Here is a 23,994-nt window from a genome sequence, read left to right on the forward strand (position 1 = left end):
AAAGCTCCTACTATATTATAGTACAAGCTTCATATATAAGGTATAAATTAGGTTTTAAGGTTTGGTAGATAATTTGGTGTCCCAATACTCGTTCAATTTATCTACATCTACAGGATTAATAGCTGGTTGGTTTAATAATCTACCTGATTCGAAGGCTTCTTTAAGAATGTTTTCTATTAAATAATCTTCATTTGACTCAAATGGTTGGTATTGCGATTTTAAATTAATATCAAACATACTAGCGGCTGTGTTAGACCAAAAAGCTTTCCAGCCGCTTTTTAAAGTTTTGACCAACTCGTAGGTTGTTTTTCCTGTTTGCCTATGAATCAATTTGACTAAAATGCGACCTTGGCTACGAGATAATTTTTTTAACCTCGCTTCAAATTCATTTGTTAGATAGTCTTCTACTATTTTAAAATACTTTTTCTTCTCTCTTTCAGAGGAAAGTCGAGCCATTCCCTTATTTAAATTAGTCAATCTGTCAGCTGCTAATTTAGCATAAGGATACGTTCTATAAACGCGGCTTTGCAAAATAAGATATTGTTTTCTTGCTTCGGGATCTTGTTTTTCCTTTGAAATTGTAATTTCAGGCAGCTTTATAGTGTCATCTAATATACTATCTTTTTCTGTCAACACGTACCCCATAGCATTTGGATCATAAGGAGTACTTCCCTGGCTAAAACCTAAAAAAGACAACAATAAAAAGAATGCTAAAAAATAAATAGATTTCATAAAGACAATATTTTGCTGTAAAATTATACATTATATATACAACTGTAATACCAAATTTATAATTTAGCAAAAAAATATTTTTATGAGTACAAAATCGATATTAAACAATGAATCGATGGCTTTTTTAGAAAGCTACCTTAATAATGCTTCTCCAACTGGTTACGAAAGTAGCGGGCAAAAAATATGGATGGAGTATCTAAAACCTTATGTTGACACTTTTATAACAGATACCTATGGAACGGCTGTGGGAATTATCAATCCAGATGCTCCTTTTAAAGTTGTAATTGAGGGTCATGCTGACGAAATTTCGTGGTATGTGAATTACATTACCGATGACGGTTTGATTTATGTAATTAGAAATGGTGGTTCTGACCACCAAATTGCGCCTTCAAAACGTGTAAACATTCATACTAAAAAAGGTATTGTAAAAGGTGTTTTTGGTTGGCCAGCCATTCACACTAGAAATAGAGACAAAGAAGAAAACCCAAAAACAAGCAACATCTTTATTGATTTAGGGTGCGAAACAAAAGAAGAAGTAGAAAAATTAGGCGTTCATGTAGGTTGTGTGATTACCTATCCTGATGAATTTGTGATTTTAAACGAAAACAAATTCGTCTGCCGCGCCATTGATAACCGCATGGGAGGCTTTATGATTGCCGAAGTAGCTCGCCTTTTGCACGAAAACAAAGTAAAATTACCTTTTGGATTATACATTACAAATGCTGTCCAAGAAGAAGTAGGCCTGCGTGGTGCTGAAATGATTACACAAACCATAAAACCAAACGTGGCCATTATTACTGATGTGTGTCATGATTCTACTACTCCAATGATTGACAAAAAGATTGAAGGAGAAACAAAGATTGGTAAAGGTCCAGTAATTACTTATGCTCCAGCGGTACAAAACAATTTAAGAGACTTAATTATTACTACTGCCGAAGAAAAAGAAATTCCATTTCAACGTCTCGCCTCTTCTCGTGTTACTGGTACTGATACTGATGCTTTTGCTTATAGCAATGGCGGTGTGGCTTCGGCATTGATTTCGCTTCCGTTGCGTTACATGCACACCACTGTGGAAATGGTACATAAAGAAGATGTTGAAAATGTAATTAAATTGATTTACGAAACCATACTTAAAATAGAGAACAACGAAACTTTTTCTTATTTTAAATAATATTCATAGAGAATAAAGAATAAAAAATCCGTCTTGTTTAGAACGAGACGGATTTTTATTTTTAAAACTTTTTCGAATTATTTGACACTTTCTAGATAAGCCACAACATTTTTTTCTATTCTTTCATTGATATTAGAAATATCTGCTTTTACAAATTTTTCTCCAATGATATTTTCGTATAATTCGATATATCTGTCTGAAACCGTTTCGATGTATTCGTCAGTCATTTCAGGAATTTGTTGTCCTTCTTGTCCTTGAAAACCATTTTCAATTAACCAACGGCGTACAAATTCTTTAGATAATTGTTTTTGTTCTTCACCATTGTCTTGTCTTTCTTGATATCCTTCTGCATAAAAATAACGAGAAGAATCCGGAGTATGGATTTCATCAATTAAAACAATTTGTCCGTCTTTTGTTTTTCCAAATTCATATTTAGTATCCACTAAAATCAATCCGCGACTTGCAGCAATTTCAGTTCCTCTTTGGAATAAATCTCTGGTATATTTTTCTAAAACTAAATAATCGTCATCATTTACAATTCCTTTATCAAGAATAGCTTCTCTAGAAATATCAGCATCGTGTTCCCCATTATCAGCTTTAGTAGTGGGTGTAATAATTGGTTCTGGAAACTTATCGTTTTCTTTTAAACCTTCTGCCATTTTTACGCCACAAATTTCTCTTTTACCAAGAGCATATTCGCGTGAAGCGTGCCCTGACAAATATCCACGAATTACCATTTCAACCTTAAAAGGCTTACACAAATGACCTACAGCAACACTTGGATCCGGCGTAGCAATCAACCAGTTTGGAACAATATCCTGAGTCAATTCCATGAATTTTGTAGCAATTTGGTTCAGAATTTGTCCTTTGTAAGGAATTCCTTTTGGCAAAACCACATCAAAAGCCGAAAGCCTGTCAGTGGCCACCATTACTAATAATTCATCATTAATATTGTAAACTTCTCTTACTTTGCCTCTATAAACCGATTTTTGATTTGGAAAATTAAAATTAGTGGTAGTGATTGTATTGCTCATTTAGATACGTATTGCGTTGATTTTATAAGAATGCAAATTTAGGATTATTTTAGACAGAAATACAAAGAAAGTATCCTATATCTAAAAATATTGTTATGAGAAGTAGAAAGCAGTTTCATCACAAATTTTAAAAATTCACAATGATTATTTTAGAGCTGAAAAATTTTGAAAAAAAGTTTTAGTTCATGCCTGTTGTAAATACTCTGTTTGCTGTTTAACAATAGTCTTAGTAGCTGTTTAAATTTTAGGTATTAGAATTTTTAGAAGATTATTTTTCGATAGACAAGGATATTTTTGAAAGAATAATCAGCTTATTTTAGAATAAATTTAACGAAGAATAGCGGGAAATAATCCATAAAAAACAATTAGATAAAGCTTCAACATTTAACCGTTGGGTGAAATAATCAAAAACGTTAATGGTAGTGTTTTTTGCGTAATGAAATGCAGCGAAAAATGTATCGAGAACCGTTTTCTATTCAATATTTTCTTGTTCTCGATACAAATTTTCCGAAAAAGCTGTCGCGTTTTCTGAAAATTCACTCGAACTGACAAAAATTTAATATCCAAAAACAATTTCACCCAACGAGTTAAACATTTACTTAAATACATCTAAATGATTTTGTGTGTTTTTTTAATAGCATAGCTGTATGCAGTTACAATTTGAATAGTATTAGTTCCCTAACTGATGGAGTTGTAATCATTTCTATAAAAAACAGCTAGTTGTCTATTAATAATGATAAGGAGATACAATAAAGCTTTTTACAGAAAAAAAAAATGTCTATACCTCTATATTTAAGAACAAGCTGAATAATTACAGCGGTTTTATTTTTAAATTTAGAAGCTAAAGTGACTGTACTATTTTTAATTCCTTGTGAATGCTTATATTTGCTATCTTATAATTTTTAGCTTTTTTTATGACAACTACTAATAGACGTTTTCCTGCTGAATGGGAGATACAAGAGGGGATTTTACTTTGTTTTCCGCACAACGGAAATGATTGGCCTGGAAAATATGAAGCAGTACAATGGGCTTTTGTCGAGTTTATTAAAAAAATCACTACTTATGAAAAAGTATTCTTAGTAGTAATTGACGAAAAACTAAAAGCAAAAGTAATCGATATGCTCGACCGAGCACGAGTGAATCTAGATCTGGTTTCGTTTATCATTCAAAAAACCAATCGCAGTTGGATGCGAGACTCTGGTCCTATTGTAGTATATAAGGACGGCGAAAGAGAAGCGTTAAATTTTAATTTTAACGGTTGGGCGAAATATAAAAATTTCCAGTTAGATAAACACGTTCCTGGAAAAGTGTCGGATTTTTTAAAACTTCCTTTAACGCAGGTAACATATAAAGGAAAACCAGTAATTGTAGAAGGTGGTGCAATTGATGTAAATGGCAGAGGCACGCTTTTAACATCTGAAGAATGTTTAATGCACCCAAGTATTCAAGTTCGCAATGCAGGTTTTACTAAAGCGGATTATGAAGCAATTTTTAAAGAATACTTAGGTATAACTAATGTAATTTGGCTAGGCAATGGGATTGAAGGTGACGACACACACGGTCATATTGATGATTTGGCTCGATTTATAAACGAAGATACTATTGTGACCATCATAGAAACTGACCCAAACGACGCCAACTACAAACCTTTACAAGACAATTTAAAACGTTTGCAAAATGCCAAACTGGAAGATGGTAAATCACCTGTAATTGTAACTTTACCGATGCCGAAAAGATTAGATTTTGAAGAGTTAAGATTACCAGCAAGTTATGCTAATTTCCTGATTTTAAATCATTGTGTTTTAGTTCCAACTTTTAATGATGCTAACGACAGAAAAGCTTTGAATATCTTGGCTGAATGTTTTCCCGACAGAGAAATCATTGGGATTAGCGCGATAGATTTGATATGGGGGTTCGGGACTTTACATTGCTTGAGCCAACAGATTCCTAAGTAATTTATAGTCCGTAGATTTTATTTACAATCCATCTAAATCTGCTTAATGTGCGTGCTTTTCAATTTTCACGTAAATTAAGCAGATTCTTTTAGAAAATAAAGTTCATTGTAAGATTTCTAATCTTGGTTGATAAAATACAGTGGTTGCGAATAATTTGCAATTGCGACTAGAGCATTATAAATATATCTGGACACCAAAGCTCCTCCTTCAAAATTAATTAAATCAATATCATCTTCAGGAGTATGGTATTGCGGATGTCCTCCGGTATGAAATCCTATTGCTGCAATTGAAGATTTGTAAAAAGAAACATGATCCGAACCGCCTACTCCACCAGCATGAATAACTGGATTTAAACCGCTTTTCACTCCTATTTTTTTCATTAATTCGACACCGTCAGGAAAAGTTCCCGCACCTCCCATAAAAATTTGGTTTTCTACATTTAACCTTCCTACCATATCCATATTCAACATTACTTTCACTGCTTCTTTTGGAACGGGTAAGTTATTTACAAAATATTTTGAGCCAAATAAACCCTGCTCTTCTCCACTAAAAGAAATGAAAATGATACTTCTTTTCGGTTTTATTTCTAACTGGGATACTTTTTCCAGAATACACAGCAGCGCTGAAACACCAGAAGCATTATCATCCGCACCATTATGAATAGCCACTGTATCCTTTTTTTTACTGTTAGAAGCTATTCCTCCCCATCCCCAATGATCATAATGCGCTCCTATGACTATAAATTCCTTTTTTAGCTTTTCATCTGATCCTTCAATATATCCCACAACATTTTGAGTTGTAACGGTATCCGATTTCACCTTATTGATTCCTTCTTTAACAAACAATTGAAAAGATTGATAATAATTTTCATTGAATTTTTTCAGTTCGTATTTCTTAAAATACTTTCGGATGTAAGCTGCCGCATCATTATTACCTTTTGTTCCAGGAAAACGCCCTTCCATTTTATCCGATGAAAGATACTTGTCGTGTTTGTAAAAGGTTTTGGCATTAATACCATCCTGAGCATTTATAGTGGTATTCAAAAAGAATACACTAATTAAAAAGAGCTTCCGTTTTAAGTTTTTTAAAAATAACATCATTCCTTTTTTAAAATTAAAAATTAAGTAATAAAATAATTTTACAGTTATATAAAAAAATGCTTCTATATGAATTAATTTACATAATTATATATTTATTTCACCCGTTGGGTGAAATTATCAAAAACGTCAGTTCGAGTGTTTTTTGCGTAATGAAATGAAGCGAAAAATGTATCGAGAACCGTTTTCTATTCAATATTTTCTTGTTCTCGATACAAATTTTCCGAAAAAGCTGTCGCGTTTTCTGAAAATTCACTCGAACTGACGAAAATTTAATATCCAAAAACAATTTCACCCAACGAGTATTTATTTCATAAGATACTAGTTAAAACTTATTATGACTTATGTGGTTAAAACCGACATTATTTATTCCGATTACTTACTCAAGTTCAAAAATTTTATCCATCACTATCCATTTTTCTCCTGGTTTAGAATTCGGGAGTGCTTTTTGAAATTTCCACATCAAGGTTTCCCATTCCTGAACTTTTAAATTTGCGGCATCTAATTTTGATTTTTTCTCAAATGAAAAATCCGAATTAGCTTCTATAATCATCATCAAACGATTTCCGATATTATAGATTTCAAGATTAATAATCCCTGAATCTTTAATACTTTGTAAAATCTCGGGCCAAACCTCCTGATGCAATCTTATGTATTCCTCAATTAAATTTGGATCCTCTTTCAAATCTAAAGTAAGACAGTATTTTTGCATAATTTATTTTCTATTTAAATTTTTATTTTTTTACAAGATTAAGAAATAGGAATGAAATATTGTCGGTTTTTTAAACTTATAAGTCCAATACGTTTTTATTTTACCTAGTGTCTTACTTAATAAGTATTATGGTTTTATAAAATAAACCCCATAAGACAAGGCAGTCGATTTTGTATGATAATAAATTTATTAGTACTTATAGTAAGCTTAAAACTTACTTATTTTGGAAATTCGAAAGCCAGATGCTTGATGTATTTTCGATTGTAAGTATACAAAACATGAACTTTACCATCGGTCGTTTGAATGATTGCTGGATAACTAAATTCGCCTTCCGCCTGGTTTTCGAGATCAAATAACTTTTGCCATTTTATTCCATCATTCGAATATTCGACATCCAAAACATTTCGACCATTGAACCAATCTTTTCCTTGTGGCAATGGATTATTGACCAATAAAAATGTTTTTTTGGCGAGAGTAACAGCATCAATTCCAGAATTAGAATTGACAACAGCAATACTATCTGTTTTTTTCCAACTTGTTCCATTGTCTTCTGACCAAGTTGCAATCAATTTATTGTGCTTACTTCTGGACAACATCTGAATTTCATTGGGAGAATGAACTAAAAATGTAGGTTGAATGATCTGAAATTCTTGCGGATTTTCGATAGCTGTTTTCTCCCAGGAATCAGTAGCTTCGATATATTTTTCTACATGAACATTCCATTTGTTATCTCCTATATTTTCAGTACTACTTCCGCATAAAATCACACCTGGAGTGGTCTCAATTGGCTTGTTTTTGATTGGGCCAAGAATGCCTTCTGGTAGGTATTTTGGAGTACTCCAACTAACTCCATTATCTTTCGAAATTACCATCGCACCAAACCATTCTCTTGGATTTTTTCCAACTTTATAAAACAAATATAAATTTTCGCTTTTACTCTTAAATAGCACTGGATTCCAGCAAGGCAAAGTATCTTTTTGGGTTATTAAAGGCGAAATAATAGGTTGTGGAATCGACCATTTTTTATCTTTATAAACTGATAAATAAATTCCAACATCTTTTGCACCTTCATATTTTCCACCAAACCATGCTGCCATTAGTTCGTTTGGATTAAACTCAACTAAAGTTGCCGCATGACTATTAGCTGTTACAGGCGGATTAGCTATAAAAGTATTTGTGACATTAACTGCTTTTGGCATTTTCTTTAATGAAACACAAGAAAGGCATCCAAAAACGAGTAGTGCTATGAAATATTTGAATTTTAAAATCATTGCGAATTGTGACTATTTATTTTACTTTTTACTTAATCCCAATTTGTGTCCTGCAATAGCATAATACAAAATCACGAGATAACACGGTAATAAAATCCAATATCCCTTTGTAGAAGCCGTTGCTGTAGCTAAGGCATCGTTCATTCCCTGAGCGATATATTCTGCTTTATTTGAGTCGACAAGTTTACCATACAATGGCGGAATTATTGCTCCTCCAGAAATAGCCATAATCAACAATGCCGAAGCAGTTTTAGTGAATTTCCCCAAACCTTTTAAAGTTAAAGGCCAAACAGCTGGCCAAACCAAAGCATTTGCGATACCCAATGCTGCTACAAATAATACTGAAGTAAATCCATCGGTAAAAACAATACAAAATGAGAATACGATTCCTAAAATAGCACTTCCTTTTAAAGCTAAAGTTTGCGTAATGTATTTAGGAATTAAGAACGCGCCTAAAGCATAAGTTGCTACCATAGCCATCAAAGTAAATGTGGTAAAAAACTTTGCATCGGCAACTGGAATACCTAATGAAATTCCGTATGCTATAATGGTATCTCCCGCAATAACCTCAACACCAACGTACATGAAAAGGGTAAATACTCCAAGCCATAAATGTGGAAATTGAAAAATACTCGTTTTAGTGGTATTGCCTTCTTTTGGTTCATCAATTGGTTCAGCTTCTACATCTGGTAATGGTGCTTTCCTTATTAATATTCCTAAAGTAAATAAAACCAAAGCCATTACCACATAAGGTGTTACGACACTATCAGCCATGGTGTCTAACAATGCTGCTTTTTCGGCAGCACTTACCACGTTTAGTTTTTCTTTGATTTCATCAATCCCTGATAAAAGTAATGCGCCAAAAATAAGCGAACCTAAAGCACCCGCCACTTTATTAGCAATTCCCATAATTGAAATTCGTTTTGCCGCGCTATCAATAGGACCTAAAATGGTAATGTATGGATTTGATGCCGTTTGTAATAAAGTCATTCCGGCTCCCTGAATAAAAATTCCCGTCAAAAACATCCAATAGGTTCTTGCTTCGGCTGCGGGTATAAAAACTAAAGCCCCAAATCCCATTATAAATAATCCTAAAGACATTCCTTTTTTATATCCAACTTTTGACAAAATATAAGAAGCGGGCAAGGCCATCACAACAAATGAAATATAAGATGCCGAAGCCACTAAAAGTGACTGTGCCGATGTTAATTCATTTATGGTTTTCATAAACGGAATTAACGCACCATTAATCCATGTTACAAATCCAAAAATAAAAAATAGTCCTGCTATAATTATAATTGGGATCAAGGTGGTGTTTTTTGTTTGAGAAGATGTTATATTACTTGGCATAAGTATTGATTTATTTTTTTAATAATTCCAGTTGTTGTCTTAAGTAAGTCGAAAGTTTTAAAGTCGTAAAATCAAAAGAGGCTTTATTGGCTTAAACAACTATAAGTTTCTATTTTAAACAACATTATATCGTTTTAAATACGATATTATATAGTTTTCACTACATAAATTAAACTCTTTATTTTCTAATTAAAAGCAGCTATTATTTAACTAATACTATCCAAAATAGCTTTAATTGTATCGCCATCAGAATGGACAATTATACGATCATCAAATAATTTTTGATTGTTCATGGACAGCTTTTCATCTGCTTTTTGATATCTTATTAAAGATGCTGAACAATGAATTTCTTTAAATTCCATATTTTTAAATAAGTGGGCATTCTCTTTAATGATTCCTCCTCCTGGAAGAATAATAATCTTATTTTTTGCTCTTTCTTTCAACACTTTTAAAAGTTTCATCCCTTCAAGAGCGGTCTGTTTTTTTCCTGAAGTCAACACTCTGGCTGCTCCAATTGTTATTAATTGTTCTAGGGCTTCAAAAGAATTTTCGATCCAATCAAAAGCTCGGTGAAAAGTAAATTCTAATGGTTTAGCCAATTTGATTAATTCCTGTGTTCTTACGATATCAATGGTGTTGTCAGGATTTAAAACACCCGATACAATTCCGTTGCAACCTAACTCTTTGCACATTTGAATATCTGTTTTCATGATAGTAAATTCTGCTTCAGAATAGGTGAAATTGCCACTTCTGGGACGTATCAACACACTCACTGGAATAGTTACTGCTGCTAACACATTTTTAAGCAATCCATAAGAAGGCGTAATTCCTCCAACTGCTAATTCTGAGCACAATTCTATTCGATGCGCTCCCGAATGCTGCGCATTTATTGCCGATTGATAAGACGAAGCACAAATTTCTAGTAGCATGTTTTTTAAATCAATTATCTATATTATCCAATTGACCAACTAATATCCCTGAAATGTTCCAGTGATTGGTACTTGAACCTTCATTTGCTCCTTGTTCTATTACAATTTCAATCAGATGATTCCCTTTTTGCAACTGAGACAAGGGAATAATATAGGGGGGTGTTAATGTTCCTGGACACCAATTTGAACGACTCAAATCACTTGAAGACAATCCATCAAGGAAATTTCCTGATGCAGGATTAGACAATCGATAGGTTGCGCAGTCCGTTCGCCAAGGAATAATTTTAAACACTTCTTCACCATTAATAAATATTTTATTCATCCTTGGTACAAATTCATCACCATTACCCCATCCACCATGACCAGTAGTAGTGTATAAAAGTTGAAGATTTTTAATATTTTCTTTTAATTCAAAATTTACTCTGAGTGTATCGTTAGCAAAAAGTCCTCCATAATTTTGTCCTGACATCTCCATAGTATTAACTGTTGAAAATAAAGGATTAATATATTTCACCGTAGTATTTAAATTTTTTCTTTCAATTGCTGGATGAACATCTAACTCAAGACTGACTGTATGTCCTCCAATATCATAATTACCTATAAAAACTCCAATCCAAATTTCATCTTCTTCTGTGGGAATAAGTGAAGTTACTTCTTGTTTATAAACAACTTCTTTAGCCCAATTATAATTATTTATCTTTCGCTTGCTATTATAGTAATCCACACCAAAGGGAGTGAAAAAACTGAGTATTTCTATTGCCGGAGCATAACTATTTTCTTTAACAATTCCTTGATATTCTTTTTTATTTTTATCTATATGAACGGGTAACTTATTCAGTCCATACAAATAAGCATCCAGTATGGTAGTTAAAACACCATCTTTTTTAGCAGGAATGACAAATACAGAGCCTGTTCTATCATAAGCATCTCCATTAGATTTTGTTATTAATTTTGCAAAAACAGCTTTACTGTTTTTCAAGGCAGGGGTAATTTTAATTTTTTTCAAAACAACACTTCCATTTGAAAAATGATATACTTTATCAGGAACAAGTTCGGCTTCTTTGGGAATTGTTCTTTTGGGATCAAAGTTAATATTTTCGTTTTCGAAAATACTAATTCTATCGTATCTGGACTTTATGATGATTTCTTCAAACTCGGATTGATTTACCACGAATGCATTGCCAATATCGGTATAAAGCGGTTTTGGATTTTTTACTTTAGTTATTGCATTGGCAACTAAGGTTTGATTTCCATTAAATACCATTTTCAAAACAAGGGCATTTTTATTAGGCAGATAATTACTATTAGGAGTTCCCTTAGGAATTGTTTTTTCAGTGTACCAAATATCTATTCTATTAGAAAAATAAGAAAAAGAAACATGCTCACAGTTATAGCCAAGTATTACGGCATTGTCTTCTTCTTTTTTTGGACTTGGTAAACTATCAAAAGGAGTTATTTTTTTATATATTTTATCTTCAAAAGCAATTGTGCTAATATTGATACTATTTTTCAAATCAATGTATTGCTGAGTTTTATCCGTTGATTTTGATAAAAAAACGAAGTGATTTTGAAAAAATATTTCTATAATGTTATTCGTTTTTTTTTCATTATAATGTTGTTCATAAATCACTTTATATACATCCGATTTATTTTGAGCTATTAAAAAAAAAGGAAAAAAAAACACTATCAACTTACAAATTCTAATCATTTAAAATTTAGTATTATTTCTATAAATAGTATAGAAAAGTTATTAAATAAATAGAGGTAAGTATTTTAAGCTTACCTCTATCTAAATTTATATATTAGTTAACGTCCCAAAATATTTTGGTGTTTAAGTTATCATTTGCCCTAACAGCATTATAATTAACTGTATTATAAACACTTTCTGATGTTGGATATGTCCAACGTGTAGGAGGATTTTTTCTTACACTACTTGTTTCGTCCTCACGGAATGGTAAAACAGGAAGTTTCAATCTTCGTTGTTCAGCCCAAGATTCATCAGCCTGCATAATATTGTAATGAATATACTTTTGAAAAGCAATCAATTCCAATTGATCAGCAGGTGTAACAGCTCCTGCAAAATTTATAGTTGCAATATAAGCATCAATTTCAGTAGTAGTAGGTTCTGTAGTTGGTTTCCAATTCAAAACATCTGCTCTATCACCTAATCTTACATAATATTCTACAGACTGTCTGATAGCTTTCTCAAAATAAGTTAGTGCGGTAGCACCATTACCATTTCTTGAATAGTACTCAGCAAGGATTAAGTTTACCTCAGCAGCATTAATTAATGTTCCTGGTAACCATTTGTTTCTACTAATTACCGAACGATTGTAAATCGCAATTTTACCGTCATTTATCAATTGAGTTTGAGTTCCAGATGGTAACATTGGATCCAGTCCCTCATAAGTAGGAGATACTACCTCTACACCATCTACTATACGTGTTCCCTTTTCAAACAACCAAGATTGACGAGGGTCATTATTAGTATTCATATGATCAATCATTGGTTTTGGAGCAATGTTATTATAATCATCTTCTAAAGCTCTAATAAACCCATCTGTATCTAAATCTCCACTCTGAGTATATACTCTAAACGCAATATTTTCAGAATTTTCATCTACAATTTTTGCATCAGTAATAATTTCTGCCATTTCAGTATTGGCTCTTGTTGCAAAAGCAGGAACTGCAGAAAGTCTGTTTAACATTTTTAAGCGTAAAGAATTGGTATAGTTGATCCAACTCGTTAAGTTTCCTTTATTGATTAAATCCTGATTTTTGAAATCTAATGCAACACCATTAGATAAAGTAATTGAATTTAACTCAGCTGAGAAAGCTTTCAATTGATCCAACATCATAGTATATAGTTCCGTTTGATTATCATACTTTGCCAAGGCAAGAGCATAATTCCCGCCTGTTGAACTAATTTTTCCAGCCTCAGAAAAAGGAATATCTCCAAAGTTATCAATCATTTTTTGAGTATGATCATATAGGTAAATCGTTGAAGTGATTGTATAAATTCTATTTTCTGCTTGCATAGTAACAGGCAAAGAAGCCATCACTTTTTCTAACTCTCTATATTGAGCTATAAATTTGTAAAACCTATCCCACCTATTAACTGGTGCTGCTCCAGGAACATAGCTACCAGATGTATTTAAAAACCCATGCCCCTGTGTGTACGAAAGAGAAGTAGATCTCAGAACTGTATAATAATTCCAATAGGAAGGGATTACATCCTCGAAGTTAATTTTCATGAATCCAGCAAACTGTTTAGGCACAGTTGTTGTTTCAATGGTAGACGGATTTGGATACGCTTCTGCAAAATCATCTTTCGAGCACGAGCTCAAAAAAACAGCTGCCGTTGTTAAGGATATATATAATAATTTTCTCATTTTATATTTTTTTTTAAAATTATGAATTATGTAATTAAAAAGATGCTCTCAACATACATCCAATACTTCTAGTAGCTGGATTCGTACCTGCATTGTTTATGTTTTGAGACCATTTAGAACCAGCAGTAGTAGCCTCAGGATCCATGTCTTTAATTGATCTATAGATAAAGAATAAATTACGTCCGTAAGCAGACAAAGTGAATTTAGTGGCACCTATTTTGCTAGCCCAAGTACTTGGTAAATTATAAGATAACGATATTTCCCTCATTTTTATGTAGTTGTTTTTCTGAATATACAATTCATAACGTGAGTTACTGTATTGAGGACCTCCCCAATTATAAGTCGTATTATAGTACCCTGCCTGAGAAATAATATTAGAATTTGTAGAACCATCTGCAGTTACACCATCCATTAACATACCGTCACGGTATAATGTTTCACCGTTTGGACCACTAGTAGCACTATTAGGAACCTGAACTCCTTGAACTCGTGAACCATTTGCATCAAATACATTATAATATGTTAGACCTCCACGCTCATTTGTACTATAGTTCAAAGTTTCTTCTGTTAAACCTCTAGATTTCATCCAGTTAACACCTGTAGGCATTAAATAACCTCCATAAGAATAATCAATATTAACATCTAGAGTTAAATTTTTATATGCGAATGAATTTAATAAACCTCCCACACCTTTAGGCATAGCGGTACCATATTTTTCCCATTTATCTCCATCAATCATATAAAACCCATTAGCATTAACCATTTTATTACCATCTTCATCTGTTCTTACAGGATGCGCATAAATACCTCCCATAGGATCACCTACTACTGATTTTAATTGAGCAGCAGCACCATCATAATCAGCATGTAATAATTCTGATGCACCGTTAGCCAATTTCACTACTTTATTTATATTTTTTGACCAGTTCAAAGTAGCATCCCAAGAAAAAGAAGCTGTTTTTATAGGGGTTCCAGTCAATGCTATTTCAAATCCTTGATTACTCAACTCTCCAACATTTGCTAAAATTGATGATGCTCCTGTTGTTGGTGCTAAAGTCAAATCTAAAATTTGATCCTTAACTGTTGCATTATAATATGAAAAATCTAATCCCAATCGTCTGTTAAGGAATTTAGTTTCAAAACCTAATTCGTATTCATTTTTCATCTCAGGTTTAATGGTTTGATTACCATACTTATCCATCGAAGTGGTAATTAAAACTGGAGTTCCTGTCCCTTGAATACCCAGTGAGGTTTGATTGAAAGCTACATTGGCCTTATATAGTTCCGGGTAGTTACCTACAATTCCCCAAGAGGCACGTAATTTTGCATAACTGATTACTTCTGGCAAAATAAACGCATCTGACAATACGAATGATGAGTTCACAGAAGGATATGTAAAAGAATTATTATTAGGATTCATAGTAGAAGTACGATCTCTCCTTAATGTTCCTTCAAGGAATAGGTAGTTTTTATAGTTACCATTCACTGTTCCAAATAAAGCGTCTTTAACAACTTCATATCTTGAACTACTACTCAATGGAATGTTTACGGAAGAAAACATATCATACCAACCTTCAACACTCAATCCACCATCAGTGAATCTTGCTAAAGTAGAACCCGTTTCTTTTGTTGCAGTATAACCAGCTGTAGCACCAAACTCAAAAGATTCATTAATTTTTTTGTTATAAATTAACATTACATCTCCATAAAGAATATTGTAGTCTTTAGCATCCATTTGGTAAGAACCAGAGCCAAATCCATAAACCAAAGGTCTTTCAACTGGATTTCTTGTTTCAACATTTACTGAAGTTAAATCTGTAGAAGCACGACCACGTAATTTTAAATCTGAATAAATAGTGAATGTTTCAGTAACACTAGCAATCAAACGGTTTGTGATTTCGTCTTGTTGATTTGCATTGGTATTCCAAAAATAATCACCAAGATCCGTTTTAAAACCATTACGAATAATATTTTCATCTGGAGTCAAACTTTGATTAGTACCTGTAACATATTTATATCCTAAACTAGTCTTGTATTTAGCTCTGTACCAATCACCATTTTCAAACGGACTAAGCATACCTGTAAAGTTATTGATTAATCGATCCATACCAAAAGCTCGGTTATGAACATTTTGATTCATATAGCTCACAATTACATCCGTTTTTAATTTTTCGCTGGTTTTAAATGATGCATTAAGGTTAAGTGTATTTTTTTTATTCATATTACCCATACTCAAACCTTTTGACTCATTATGTGTATAAGAAAAACGAATACTACTATTGTCTGTATTATTAGAAAGCGCAACATTTGTTACACCATCCCATGAATTTTGGAACAAATTTTTATAACCATCTTTTTGAGCAGAATATGGACGAACAACACCATCCCAAGACATTATAGGTTGACCATCAAACCACGCACCAAAGTTAGAAGTTCCTGGTTGAACACCTCTAGTTTCTCTTATATTATCGCCATCTGTATCGTAGTAAGCAAAACCGTCTGGATAATTATTAAATGATGCCGTAGAATAAGAAGGATTTGCGTAACCAATACCTCTTTCATATTGAAATCTTGGCAAGTATGCAATTTTGTTACTTGCATAACTAGTACTAAAATCTACACCCAAGCCTTTTTTCCCTTTACCCGATTTAGATGTAATCAACACAACCCCGTTTACTGCTTCAGAACCATACAATGCAGCAGCCGAAGCCCCTTTAAGAATAGAGATGCTCTCAATATCTTCAGGATTAATATCTGCCAAACCATTACTTCTTATTCGCTGATCAGCCCAGTAATCATTATTTTTAGCCTCTCCGTCACGAATCGGAACACCATCTAAAACAATAAGTGGTTGATTTTTACCCGTAATAGAGTTAATCCCACGAATTTGGATATTAATATTTCCTGCACCACCAGGTGTAGAAGTTATACGAACTCCCGGTGCTTTACCATACATAGCATTAGCTATAGTAGGTGAGCCTGTCTTAACGAGGGCTTCAGACTTTATTACACTAGTTGCATACCCTAGAGCCTTTTTCTCTTTAGATTGACCAAGGGCTGTAACAACAACTTCTCCCAATTGATTTGAATCTTCAGTTAAGGACATATTTACAGTAGTTGAATTCCCTACAACTATTTCTTTAGATACCGATCCTATAAAGGAGAATACCAAAGTGGCTGATTGATTGGGAACACTAATACTGTACTTTCCATCCATATCCGTTGATACACCATTTGTTGTTCCTTTGACAACGATGTTTGCTCCTGGCAGTGGAATACCGCTTTTAGCATCTGTAACTGTCCCCTTTACCGTGATTTGAGCTTGAGCAAGTTGAAACCCGAACAAGCAAAACACAAACAGTAGTTTTAATACATTTTTAATCATAATCTGGTTTTTAGTTATTAATTTGTCTTTTATCGAATTAACCTCGAGGTTAATACTTTGTTAAATTTATCATTATAAATTGTTATAGAAATATAATTTCGACCAATGACATATTTACAAAGGTGTTTGTTAATTTTATTGTTTTTTTTCTACAAAAAACAGATAAACACCTATAATCATTAGACATACACTACATACCATCATTATTCCACAATATAAAAGAAGTTATTATAAACGAAAAAACATTAACCTTTTGTTAAAGATTAATGTTTATCGTTTTATTATTAAAAAAAGGATTTTATTTTTTTAATAAAACCAATTAATTGGAGTTTAATTCACAACTTTGAAATTTGTTTTTAGTAAATCTGTTGCATTTCCTCCTACCATCACTTCAAAATCACCTGCTTCTACTACATTTTTCATTTCTCGGTTCCAAATAGCCAATTCGTCAGGAGTTAAAGTAAATTCTACTTTTTTTGTTTCTCCTTTTTTGATATTTAACCTTTTAAAACCTTTTAATGTTTTTTTAGGTGTTGTTGCTGAACTGTACACATCATTAATATAGAGTTGTACTACTTCGTCTCCATCAAAATTTCCTGTGTTTTTCACATCCACACTTACTTTTAAACTACCGTCAGCCTTAATTTCTTGAGTACTTAAAGTTAGATTTGAATATTCAAAAGTGGTATAACTCAAGCCATATCCAAAAGTATACAATGGATTTTCGCTTTCAGAAACATATCTGTGTATCGCAGATGGTTTTTGGTTGTAATAAATAGGCAATTGCCCCACCGATTTTGGGAAAGTAATTGGTAATCTTCCTCCGGGATTGTAATCACCAAATAGAACATCAGCTACTGCTTTTCCTCCTGCTTCACCTGGAAACCAAGCTTCTACAATGGCAGGAATATGTTCATCAATCCAATTTATAGAAAGCGGACGACCATTTAACAACACACAAACCACAGGAGTTCCCGTTTTTTGAATCGCCTCGATTAATTCCTGTTGCATTCCGTGTAAATCTAAAGAAGCCACATCTCTGTTTTCTTCTACCAATTCATTAGATTCTCCTAAAACCACAACAGCAACATCGGCTTTTTTAGCAATATCAATTGCGGGTTGAAAATTTACTTTTTCCAAGTTCCAACGCAAGTGCGCTCTGGCTCCCCAGCCGCCTTCCCACATTTCGATGCGGACTTTGTATTTTTTTCCTGCCTCAATATTTTTTGGAGTAGTAACAATACTCGTTGCTCCTTTGGTCCAGTTGTCAATAACCAATTGATCGTCAATCCACATTCTGATTCCATCATCAGAACTTAGACCTAACCAACCGTCAAATGATTTTTCAGATTGAATGTAACCTGTCCAGCGAATGGAAAAATCATCATCATTCACCCCAACACCCGGATTCCAAGGCCAATCGAATTCTAATTGACTATCAATACGTGTCAATGCTGGTGTTCCTTCTACATTTCTGTTATTGAAATATTCTCCTTTCAATCCGTTTTGAGATCCATCTGGAGTAAATAAATATTTAGACGGAATAATTTGTCCTTTTACAATTAAAGGAACGCCTTCTTCATAAAGTACATTGGTATTTTTACCCACCACTTGCTGAATTCCTTCCAAAACTGTAGTTCCAACTTTATTTTTAACTGAATATCCTCCCAATCTTGACGCATCGGCATTTGGCCCAATAACTGCAATGGTTTGAATGTCTTTTTTTAGGGGTAAAAGATTGTTTTCATTTTTCAATAAAACCATCGATTTATGTCCCGCTTCAAGAGCGATATCCTGATTTTCTTTGGTATGAAAACGCTCTTTGATTAAATTTTTGTCAGTATATGGATTTTCGAATAAACCTAACATAAACTTCAATCTTAAAACGCCACCCGCCGCACGATCAATTTGCTCCATGGTCAATTTCTTTTCATTTACCAATTCAATCAGACTTTGTTGCCAAAACTCATTTGTAAAATCATAAAACTGCATATCCACTCCTGCAGCAACTGCTTCACGGATGCTTTCTTTAGGGGAACTGGTAACATAATGTGTCGTTTGAAGGTATTTAATAGCTCCTAAATCTGAAACCACAATTCCCTTGAACCCCCATTCTTTTCGTAAAACATCAGTCAACAACCATTGATTAGCAGCACAAGGAATTCCGTCTAATTCAGAATAAGCACACATAGTTCCTAGCGCTCCACCTTTTGTAAATGCTTTTTGAAAAGAAGGCAAATGATCTTCACGAGCTGAACGTTCACCCACTAAAATAGGAGAAGAATTTCCTCCCGCTTGTGGAATTCCGTGAACAGCAAAGTGTTTCGGTTCCGCAATAATCGAACGATCTGAAGTTAAATCATCGCCTTGCATTCCTTTAATCATGGCCAAACCAATTTCACTATTCAAGTAAGCATCTTCTCCAAAAGTCTCCGCAACCCTTCCCCAACGTGGCTCACGACCTAAATCTAAATTGGGACCTAAACCAAAATGAACACCATGTGCTCTGGCTTCGGTAGCAATTACTTTTCCCACCTTATCCATTAAATTAGTATCCCAGGTAGCTCCTAAACCAATATTCATTGGGAAAGCGGTACTTCCATCGTCTAAATAACCATGAAGCATCTCGCACATAATCAACGCTGGAATTCCCCAACGGTTGTTTTTAATGACTTCTTTCTGCAAATCATTAATCATTTTTGCTGAACGAGGATAAACGTCATGAATGGCTCCTATTCCTAATTTTCCAATTTTAGCATTGGATTTTATTTTAGAAAAATCTTCTTTTTCTTTAAAAAATTCGCCTTTGTACATATCCATTTGGCGTACTTTTTCTTCCAGACTCATTCGGCTCAACAAGTCTTTTACTCTTGCTTCAACTTCTAATTTGGAATCTTGATAAGGTAGTTTTTTTTGAGTAAATCCTTGGTTCAAAAAACCAAAGAATACCACCAAAGCAATTGTTATTTTTTTCATTTTAATTTATGTTTTTTAATTAAAAAATAGGTTGGTATTTTATAAATAGCTGAAACCCATTTCTATTGATAGAATTCAATTTTACCGCAAATTCGCAAATTTTCAGTAATTATCGCTTTTTAAAAAATTTGCGAATTTGCGGTTAATTTTTCTAAACTTAATTTTGAATCACTTTCAACATTGTTCCATTCACAAAATCATCATGCGAAATAAAATAGCTATGTATTGTTTTTCCGTCTAATTGAATTTGCTTGATTTTGCCATCATTATTGACTTCTCTTTCAATTACAATATTTTCTTTTTTGTAATAATTAGCATCTAATTTGATGGTAATTTTATCGAACATTGGCGTTGTAATCGTGTAAACAGGTTCTCCCGGTGCAATTGGATAAATTCCCATCATCGAATACACCAACCAAGCCGACATAGTTCCTGTATCATCATTTCCAGGTAATCCTTTGGGACTATTTTGAAAATATTCTTGAACTAGTCTTTTTACATTTTCCTGCGCTTTCCCTTCTTCTCCTTTTATGTAATTAAACAAATACGGATTGGCTATGTCGGGTTCGTTGGCCATGTCAAATTGCTTGCTATCAAACACTTTCTGCAATTGAGTAGCAAAGGCTTTATCGCCTCCCATCAATTTTTTTAAGCCATTGATATCATGCAACACCATAAAGGCATATTGCCAAGCATTTCCTTCGATAAACCCCACATTTTCTTCAAAATTGGCTCCCGAATTTGGATCAAATGGCTCGTACCATTTTCCATTGGCTAATCGTGGACGTAAAAGTTTTAAATTTTTATCGAATAATTTTCGATAAGACAAAGAGCGATTTTTAAATCGATTGGCATCGTTTGTTTTTCCTAGGGCTTTCGCCAAAAGTGAAATCGCATAATCCGAAGCATTGTATTCTTGCGTGGTAGAAACAGGTCCTTTTTCGCTAGTAGTCACATAACCTTTTTCAATATAATCTTTTAGTCCGTTTCGCAACGGATTATTCTCGATTTGGTCGGCTCCTTTCAACATCGCTTTGTAGGCTTTTTGCACATCAAAATCACGGATTCCTTTTAGATATGTATCTGCAATTACAATACTTGCCGGATCGCCCACCATAGTAAACGTTTCAGTCGAATTCAATTCCCATTTAGGCAACCAGCCGTTTTCATCGTACATTTCGAGCATACTTTTTACCATATCCGATTGCTGTTTGGGATACACCAAAGACATCAATTGGTGCAAATTTCTATACGTATCCCAAAGTGAAAAAACCGTGTAACGAGTGCCATCCGTTTTACCTATCTTACTTCTTTTAATTTCAGGATACTCTCCGTTATAATCATTTAAGGTATTTGGATGAATCAAAGTGTGATACAATGCGGTATAAAAAATAGTTTTATCGTCTTTTGAACCTCCTTCGACTAGAATTTTAGAAAGTTCGCTATTCCATTCGTCATAGGTTTCTTTATAAACCGCATCAAAAGATTTATTTCCTGTTTCTTTTTCTAAGTTTTCACGAGCATTTTCGATACTTACATACGAAATTCCTATTTTAACTTCAACTTTTTCTTCCTTATCAAATTGATACGTAAAATAGGTTCCAATGCTATCTCCAACTACCGTTTTAATGGTATTTTCCATCATTCGGGTTTTGCCATTATAGCCCATCCATTGCGCTTCCACTCCGTTGTATTGGGCAGGTTTTTTCCAAACGCCAAAATTAGCTGCTGGTTTCGAAAATTTCGCTACAAAATACACCGGATACGCCTCTTCTGGACTGTTGTAACAAAACGAACCCACGCTTCGCATTCCTTCAATTTCTGTCGGCGACACCACTTTTAGCATACCTCCTTCTTCATTGGTTAAACCAACACCAAGATTCAGCAAAATATTGGATTGCCCTTTCGGGAAAGTGAATCTGCTCACTCCCACTCGTTTGGAAGCCGTAAATTCTCCTTTAACTTTGTATTTATCAATATTTACACTGTAATAGGCCGTTTTGGCAATTTCGTTAGAATAAGTAGAACCGTATTTTAAGTGATTGGTTTCAACAGTTCCTGTAGTTGGCATCAGCAAAATAACACCTAATTCCGGACAACCTACTCCGCTTAAATTGACCTGACTGAATCCTGTTAGAAATGTATTTTCATTCACATACGGATTCGACAGCCACTGACTGTCTTTTTCTAAAGGTCGGTTTTGAGGTCCGGAAACATTAAACGGACTAATACTAGCCGTTCCTCTTGGTGCAATTGGCCCAGGAAAAGCAGCTCCAAAATTGGAAGTTCCAATAAACGGATTGACAAAATCGGCTGGCTGCTGTGCCAAAATAGCTGCGCTAAAAAACAGCATGTAAAAAAAACATGCTGTTTGTAATGTTATCCTTTTATATAAAACCATAATTTAATTTTATCTGTTAATTGCTTCAATTTTTAAAGTCCAAGCTTCTTTTGATGGTAAATTATTTCTTAAACTTTCTGGAATTACGACTTTAAATCCTTTGTCTAATTTAGTCCATTTTAAGGATGTTTTAGAACCTAACATCGTAATTTTGCTTCCTTTTTTTGGACTAATAGAATTGACAACCACTTCAGATGGAATGGTGTTTTCCCCTTCTTTAGCCAAATAAAATAAAAATACATTTCCAGCCTTGTTTTGAGTCATACAAATATTATTTTCTTTGTAGGGTGCAATAGGTTTAGTGTTATAAATTGCGATATTATTTACTTTCATCCAATTGCCATAAGCGGCTAATAAATCATAAGCGCCTTGCTGCCATTCTCCGTCAGGTCCTGGTGCTACGTTTAGTAACAAATTCCCACCTTTGGCAACCACATCAATCAACATGTGAATTCCTTGTCTTCCTGTTAAATATTTAGCATCTGGAGTGTAAGACCATCCACCACCTGAAGTAATACAAGATTCCCAAGGATAAGGCAAAGTTTTCTCTGGAACACGGTTTTCAGGAGTTAAGTAATTTTGGTTTTTTCCGTGAACTGCTCTATCAACTACAATCAATCCAGGTTGTTTTTGACGTGCTTTTACCACCAATTCATCCATTTTAATGTCTTGATCTACTACTCTGTGTTTGATAAATCCGTTACCTGATTCGTTTTCAGCAAACTTTTGAGTATATCCTTTTTTAACATCCTCTTTATCGGTTTTAGCAACCCAACCACCATCTAACCATAAAATATCAATTTTACCGTAATCAGTTAATAACTCTAAAATTTGGTTGTGTGTAAAATCAACGTATTTCTGCCATTTTTCAGGATATGCCGCTGGATCATAATTTACATTTCTATCGAAAGGAGGAAAATAAGGATCCCAATAATTTTCGTTATGCCAGTCTGGTTTAGAAAAATAAGCTCCTGTAGAAATATTTTCTTTTCTAAAAGCATTAAAAACTTCTTTTGCAATGTTGGCTTTTGGATTAGTACTAAAATCACAACCCGCATCAGTTACTTTATAATCCGAATATTTCGTATCATACATATTAAAACCATCATGGTGTTTTGTGGTAAAAACCATGTATTTCATTCCGGCATATTTAGCCGCTTTGGCCCATTTTGCAGGATCAAATTTTACGGGATTAAATGATTCTCTCAAATTTTCATAATCCTTTACATAATCATTATAGTTTGATGGATTGCTTCCTTTTTTGCGTTCGCACCAACCATAATCCTCTGGACAAATCGACCAGGATTCCACAATTCCCCATTGACTGTAGGTTCCCCAATGCATTAACAGACCAAACTTTTTTCCTTGCCATTCATCCAAGTTCTTAAGTACTAATGGATCTGTTTCAGGCACATATCTTTCGTCTTCATAAATGGCTTGTGAAAATAGTTGTGCCGAAAATAATAAGGCTATTATTGCTATTCTTTTTTTCATTTTCCTGTTTTTATTATAAATTATTTTTATTTAATTGCTCATTTAAAATGGTTTCAATAATTAAATATCCGGTTATCTTAAGATGTATGGTTAGC

At 33.6% G+C, this 23,994-nt stretch carries 15 protein-coding genes; 2 read left to right on the plus strand and 13 right to left on the minus strand.

Features of this window, described 5'->3' with window-relative positions:
- Positions 1-54: 54 nt before the first annotated feature.
- Positions 55-732, minus strand: coding sequence for a DUF4294 domain-containing protein (locus tag AAGV28_RS15155; protein ID WP_373407597.1), 678 nt, complete (start codon positions 730-732; stop codon positions 55-57).
- Between the two features lie 82 nt (positions 733-814).
- Between AAGV28_RS15155 and AAGV28_RS15160 the strand changes: the two genes are divergently transcribed.
- On the plus strand, positions 815-1,903 hold the full coding sequence (locus AAGV28_RS15160; protein WP_373407598.1) for a M42 family metallopeptidase: 1,089 nt from the start codon (positions 815-817) through the stop codon (positions 1,901-1,903).
- A 77-nt stretch (positions 1,904-1,980) separates the two neighbouring features.
- On the opposite strand, the gene AAGV28_RS15165 is transcribed toward AAGV28_RS15160, so the two are convergent.
- The gene (locus tag AAGV28_RS15165; RefSeq protein WP_373407599.1) at positions 1,981-2,937 is read right to left on the minus strand and encodes a phosphoribosylaminoimidazolesuccinocarboxamide synthase; all 957 of its coding nucleotides are present in this window, start codon (positions 2,935-2,937) and stop codon (positions 1,981-1,983) included.
- Positions 2,938-3,851: 914 nt separating this feature from the next.
- On the opposite strand from AAGV28_RS15165, the gene AAGV28_RS15170 reads away from it, so the two are divergent.
- Positions 3,852-4,892, plus strand: coding sequence for an agmatine deiminase family protein (locus AAGV28_RS15170; RefSeq protein WP_373407600.1), 1,041 nt, complete (start codon positions 3,852-3,854; stop codon positions 4,890-4,892).
- Positions 4,893-5,008: 116 nt separating this feature from the next.
- On the opposite strand, the gene AAGV28_RS15175 is transcribed toward AAGV28_RS15170, so the two are convergent.
- The 11 genes from AAGV28_RS15175 to AAGV28_RS15225 all read right to left on the minus strand — a co-directional run bounded on the left by AAGV28_RS15175 (position 5,009) and on the right by AAGV28_RS15225 (position 23,899).
- Complete coding sequence (locus AAGV28_RS15175) at positions 5,009-5,992, minus strand: M20/M25/M40 family metallo-hydrolase (RefSeq protein WP_373407601.1); 984 nt, start codon at positions 5,990-5,992, stop codon at positions 5,009-5,011.
- A 376-nt stretch (positions 5,993-6,368) separates the two neighbouring features.
- A complete protein-coding gene (locus AAGV28_RS15180; RefSeq protein ID WP_373407602.1) occupies positions 6,369-6,701 on the minus strand; it encodes an L-rhamnose mutarotase in 333 nt (110 codons plus the stop codon).
- Positions 6,702-6,919: 218 nt separating this feature from the next.
- A complete protein-coding gene (locus AAGV28_RS15185) occupies positions 6,920-7,972 on the minus strand; it encodes a sialidase family protein (RefSeq protein ID WP_373407603.1) in 1,053 nt (350 codons plus the stop codon).
- 21 nt (positions 7,973-7,993) lie between these two features.
- On the minus strand, positions 7,994-9,322 hold the full coding sequence (locus AAGV28_RS15190) for a sugar MFS transporter (protein ID WP_373407604.1): 1,329 nt from the start codon (positions 9,320-9,322) through the stop codon (positions 7,994-7,996).
- 206 nt (positions 9,323-9,528) lie between these two features.
- Positions 9,529-10,251 (minus strand): copper homeostasis protein CutC, encoded by a 723-nt coding sequence (locus AAGV28_RS15195; protein ID WP_373407605.1) that lies wholly within the window; start codon positions 10,249-10,251, stop codon positions 9,529-9,531.
- A gap of 10 nt (positions 10,252-10,261) precedes the next feature.
- Positions 10,262-11,959 carry a peptide-N-glycosidase F-related protein gene (locus AAGV28_RS15200; protein ID WP_373407606.1) on the minus strand — a complete coding sequence of 566 codons (1,698 nt, stop codon included), beginning with the start codon at positions 11,957-11,959 and terminating at the stop codon, positions 10,262-10,264.
- A gap of 94 nt (positions 11,960-12,053) precedes the next feature.
- Positions 12,054-13,643, minus strand: a complete 1,590-nt coding sequence (locus AAGV28_RS15205; RefSeq protein ID WP_373407607.1) for a SusD/RagB family nutrient-binding outer membrane lipoprotein — start codon at positions 13,641-13,643, stop codon at positions 12,054-12,056.
- A 34-nt stretch (positions 13,644-13,677) separates the two neighbouring features.
- Positions 13,678-17,028 (minus strand): SusC/RagA family TonB-linked outer membrane protein, encoded by a 3,351-nt coding sequence (locus AAGV28_RS15210; protein WP_373407608.1) that lies wholly within the window; start codon positions 17,026-17,028, stop codon positions 13,678-13,680.
- Positions 17,029-17,358: 330 nt separating this feature from the next.
- Positions 17,359-20,004: a glycoside hydrolase family 3 N-terminal domain-containing protein gene (locus tag AAGV28_RS15215; protein ID WP_373407609.1), complete on the minus strand. Its 2,646-nt coding sequence runs from the start codon at positions 20,002-20,004 to the stop codon at positions 17,359-17,361.
- Positions 20,005-20,161: 157 nt separating this feature from the next.
- Positions 20,162-22,405, minus strand: coding sequence for a GH92 family glycosyl hydrolase (locus tag AAGV28_RS15220; RefSeq protein WP_373407610.1), 2,244 nt, complete (start codon positions 22,403-22,405; stop codon positions 20,162-20,164).
- Positions 22,406-22,414: 9 nt separating this feature from the next.
- Positions 22,415-23,899 carry an alpha-L-fucosidase gene (locus tag AAGV28_RS15225; RefSeq protein ID WP_373407611.1) on the minus strand — a complete coding sequence of 495 codons (1,485 nt, stop codon included), beginning with the start codon at positions 23,897-23,899 and terminating at the stop codon, positions 22,415-22,417.
- Positions 23,900-23,994: the final 95 nt, after the last annotated feature.

The sequence above is a fragment of the Flavobacterium zubiriense genome (genome assembly GCF_041729725.1).
Classification (GTDB): domain Bacteria; phylum Bacteroidota; class Bacteroidia; order Flavobacteriales; family Flavobacteriaceae; genus Flavobacterium; species Flavobacterium zubiriense.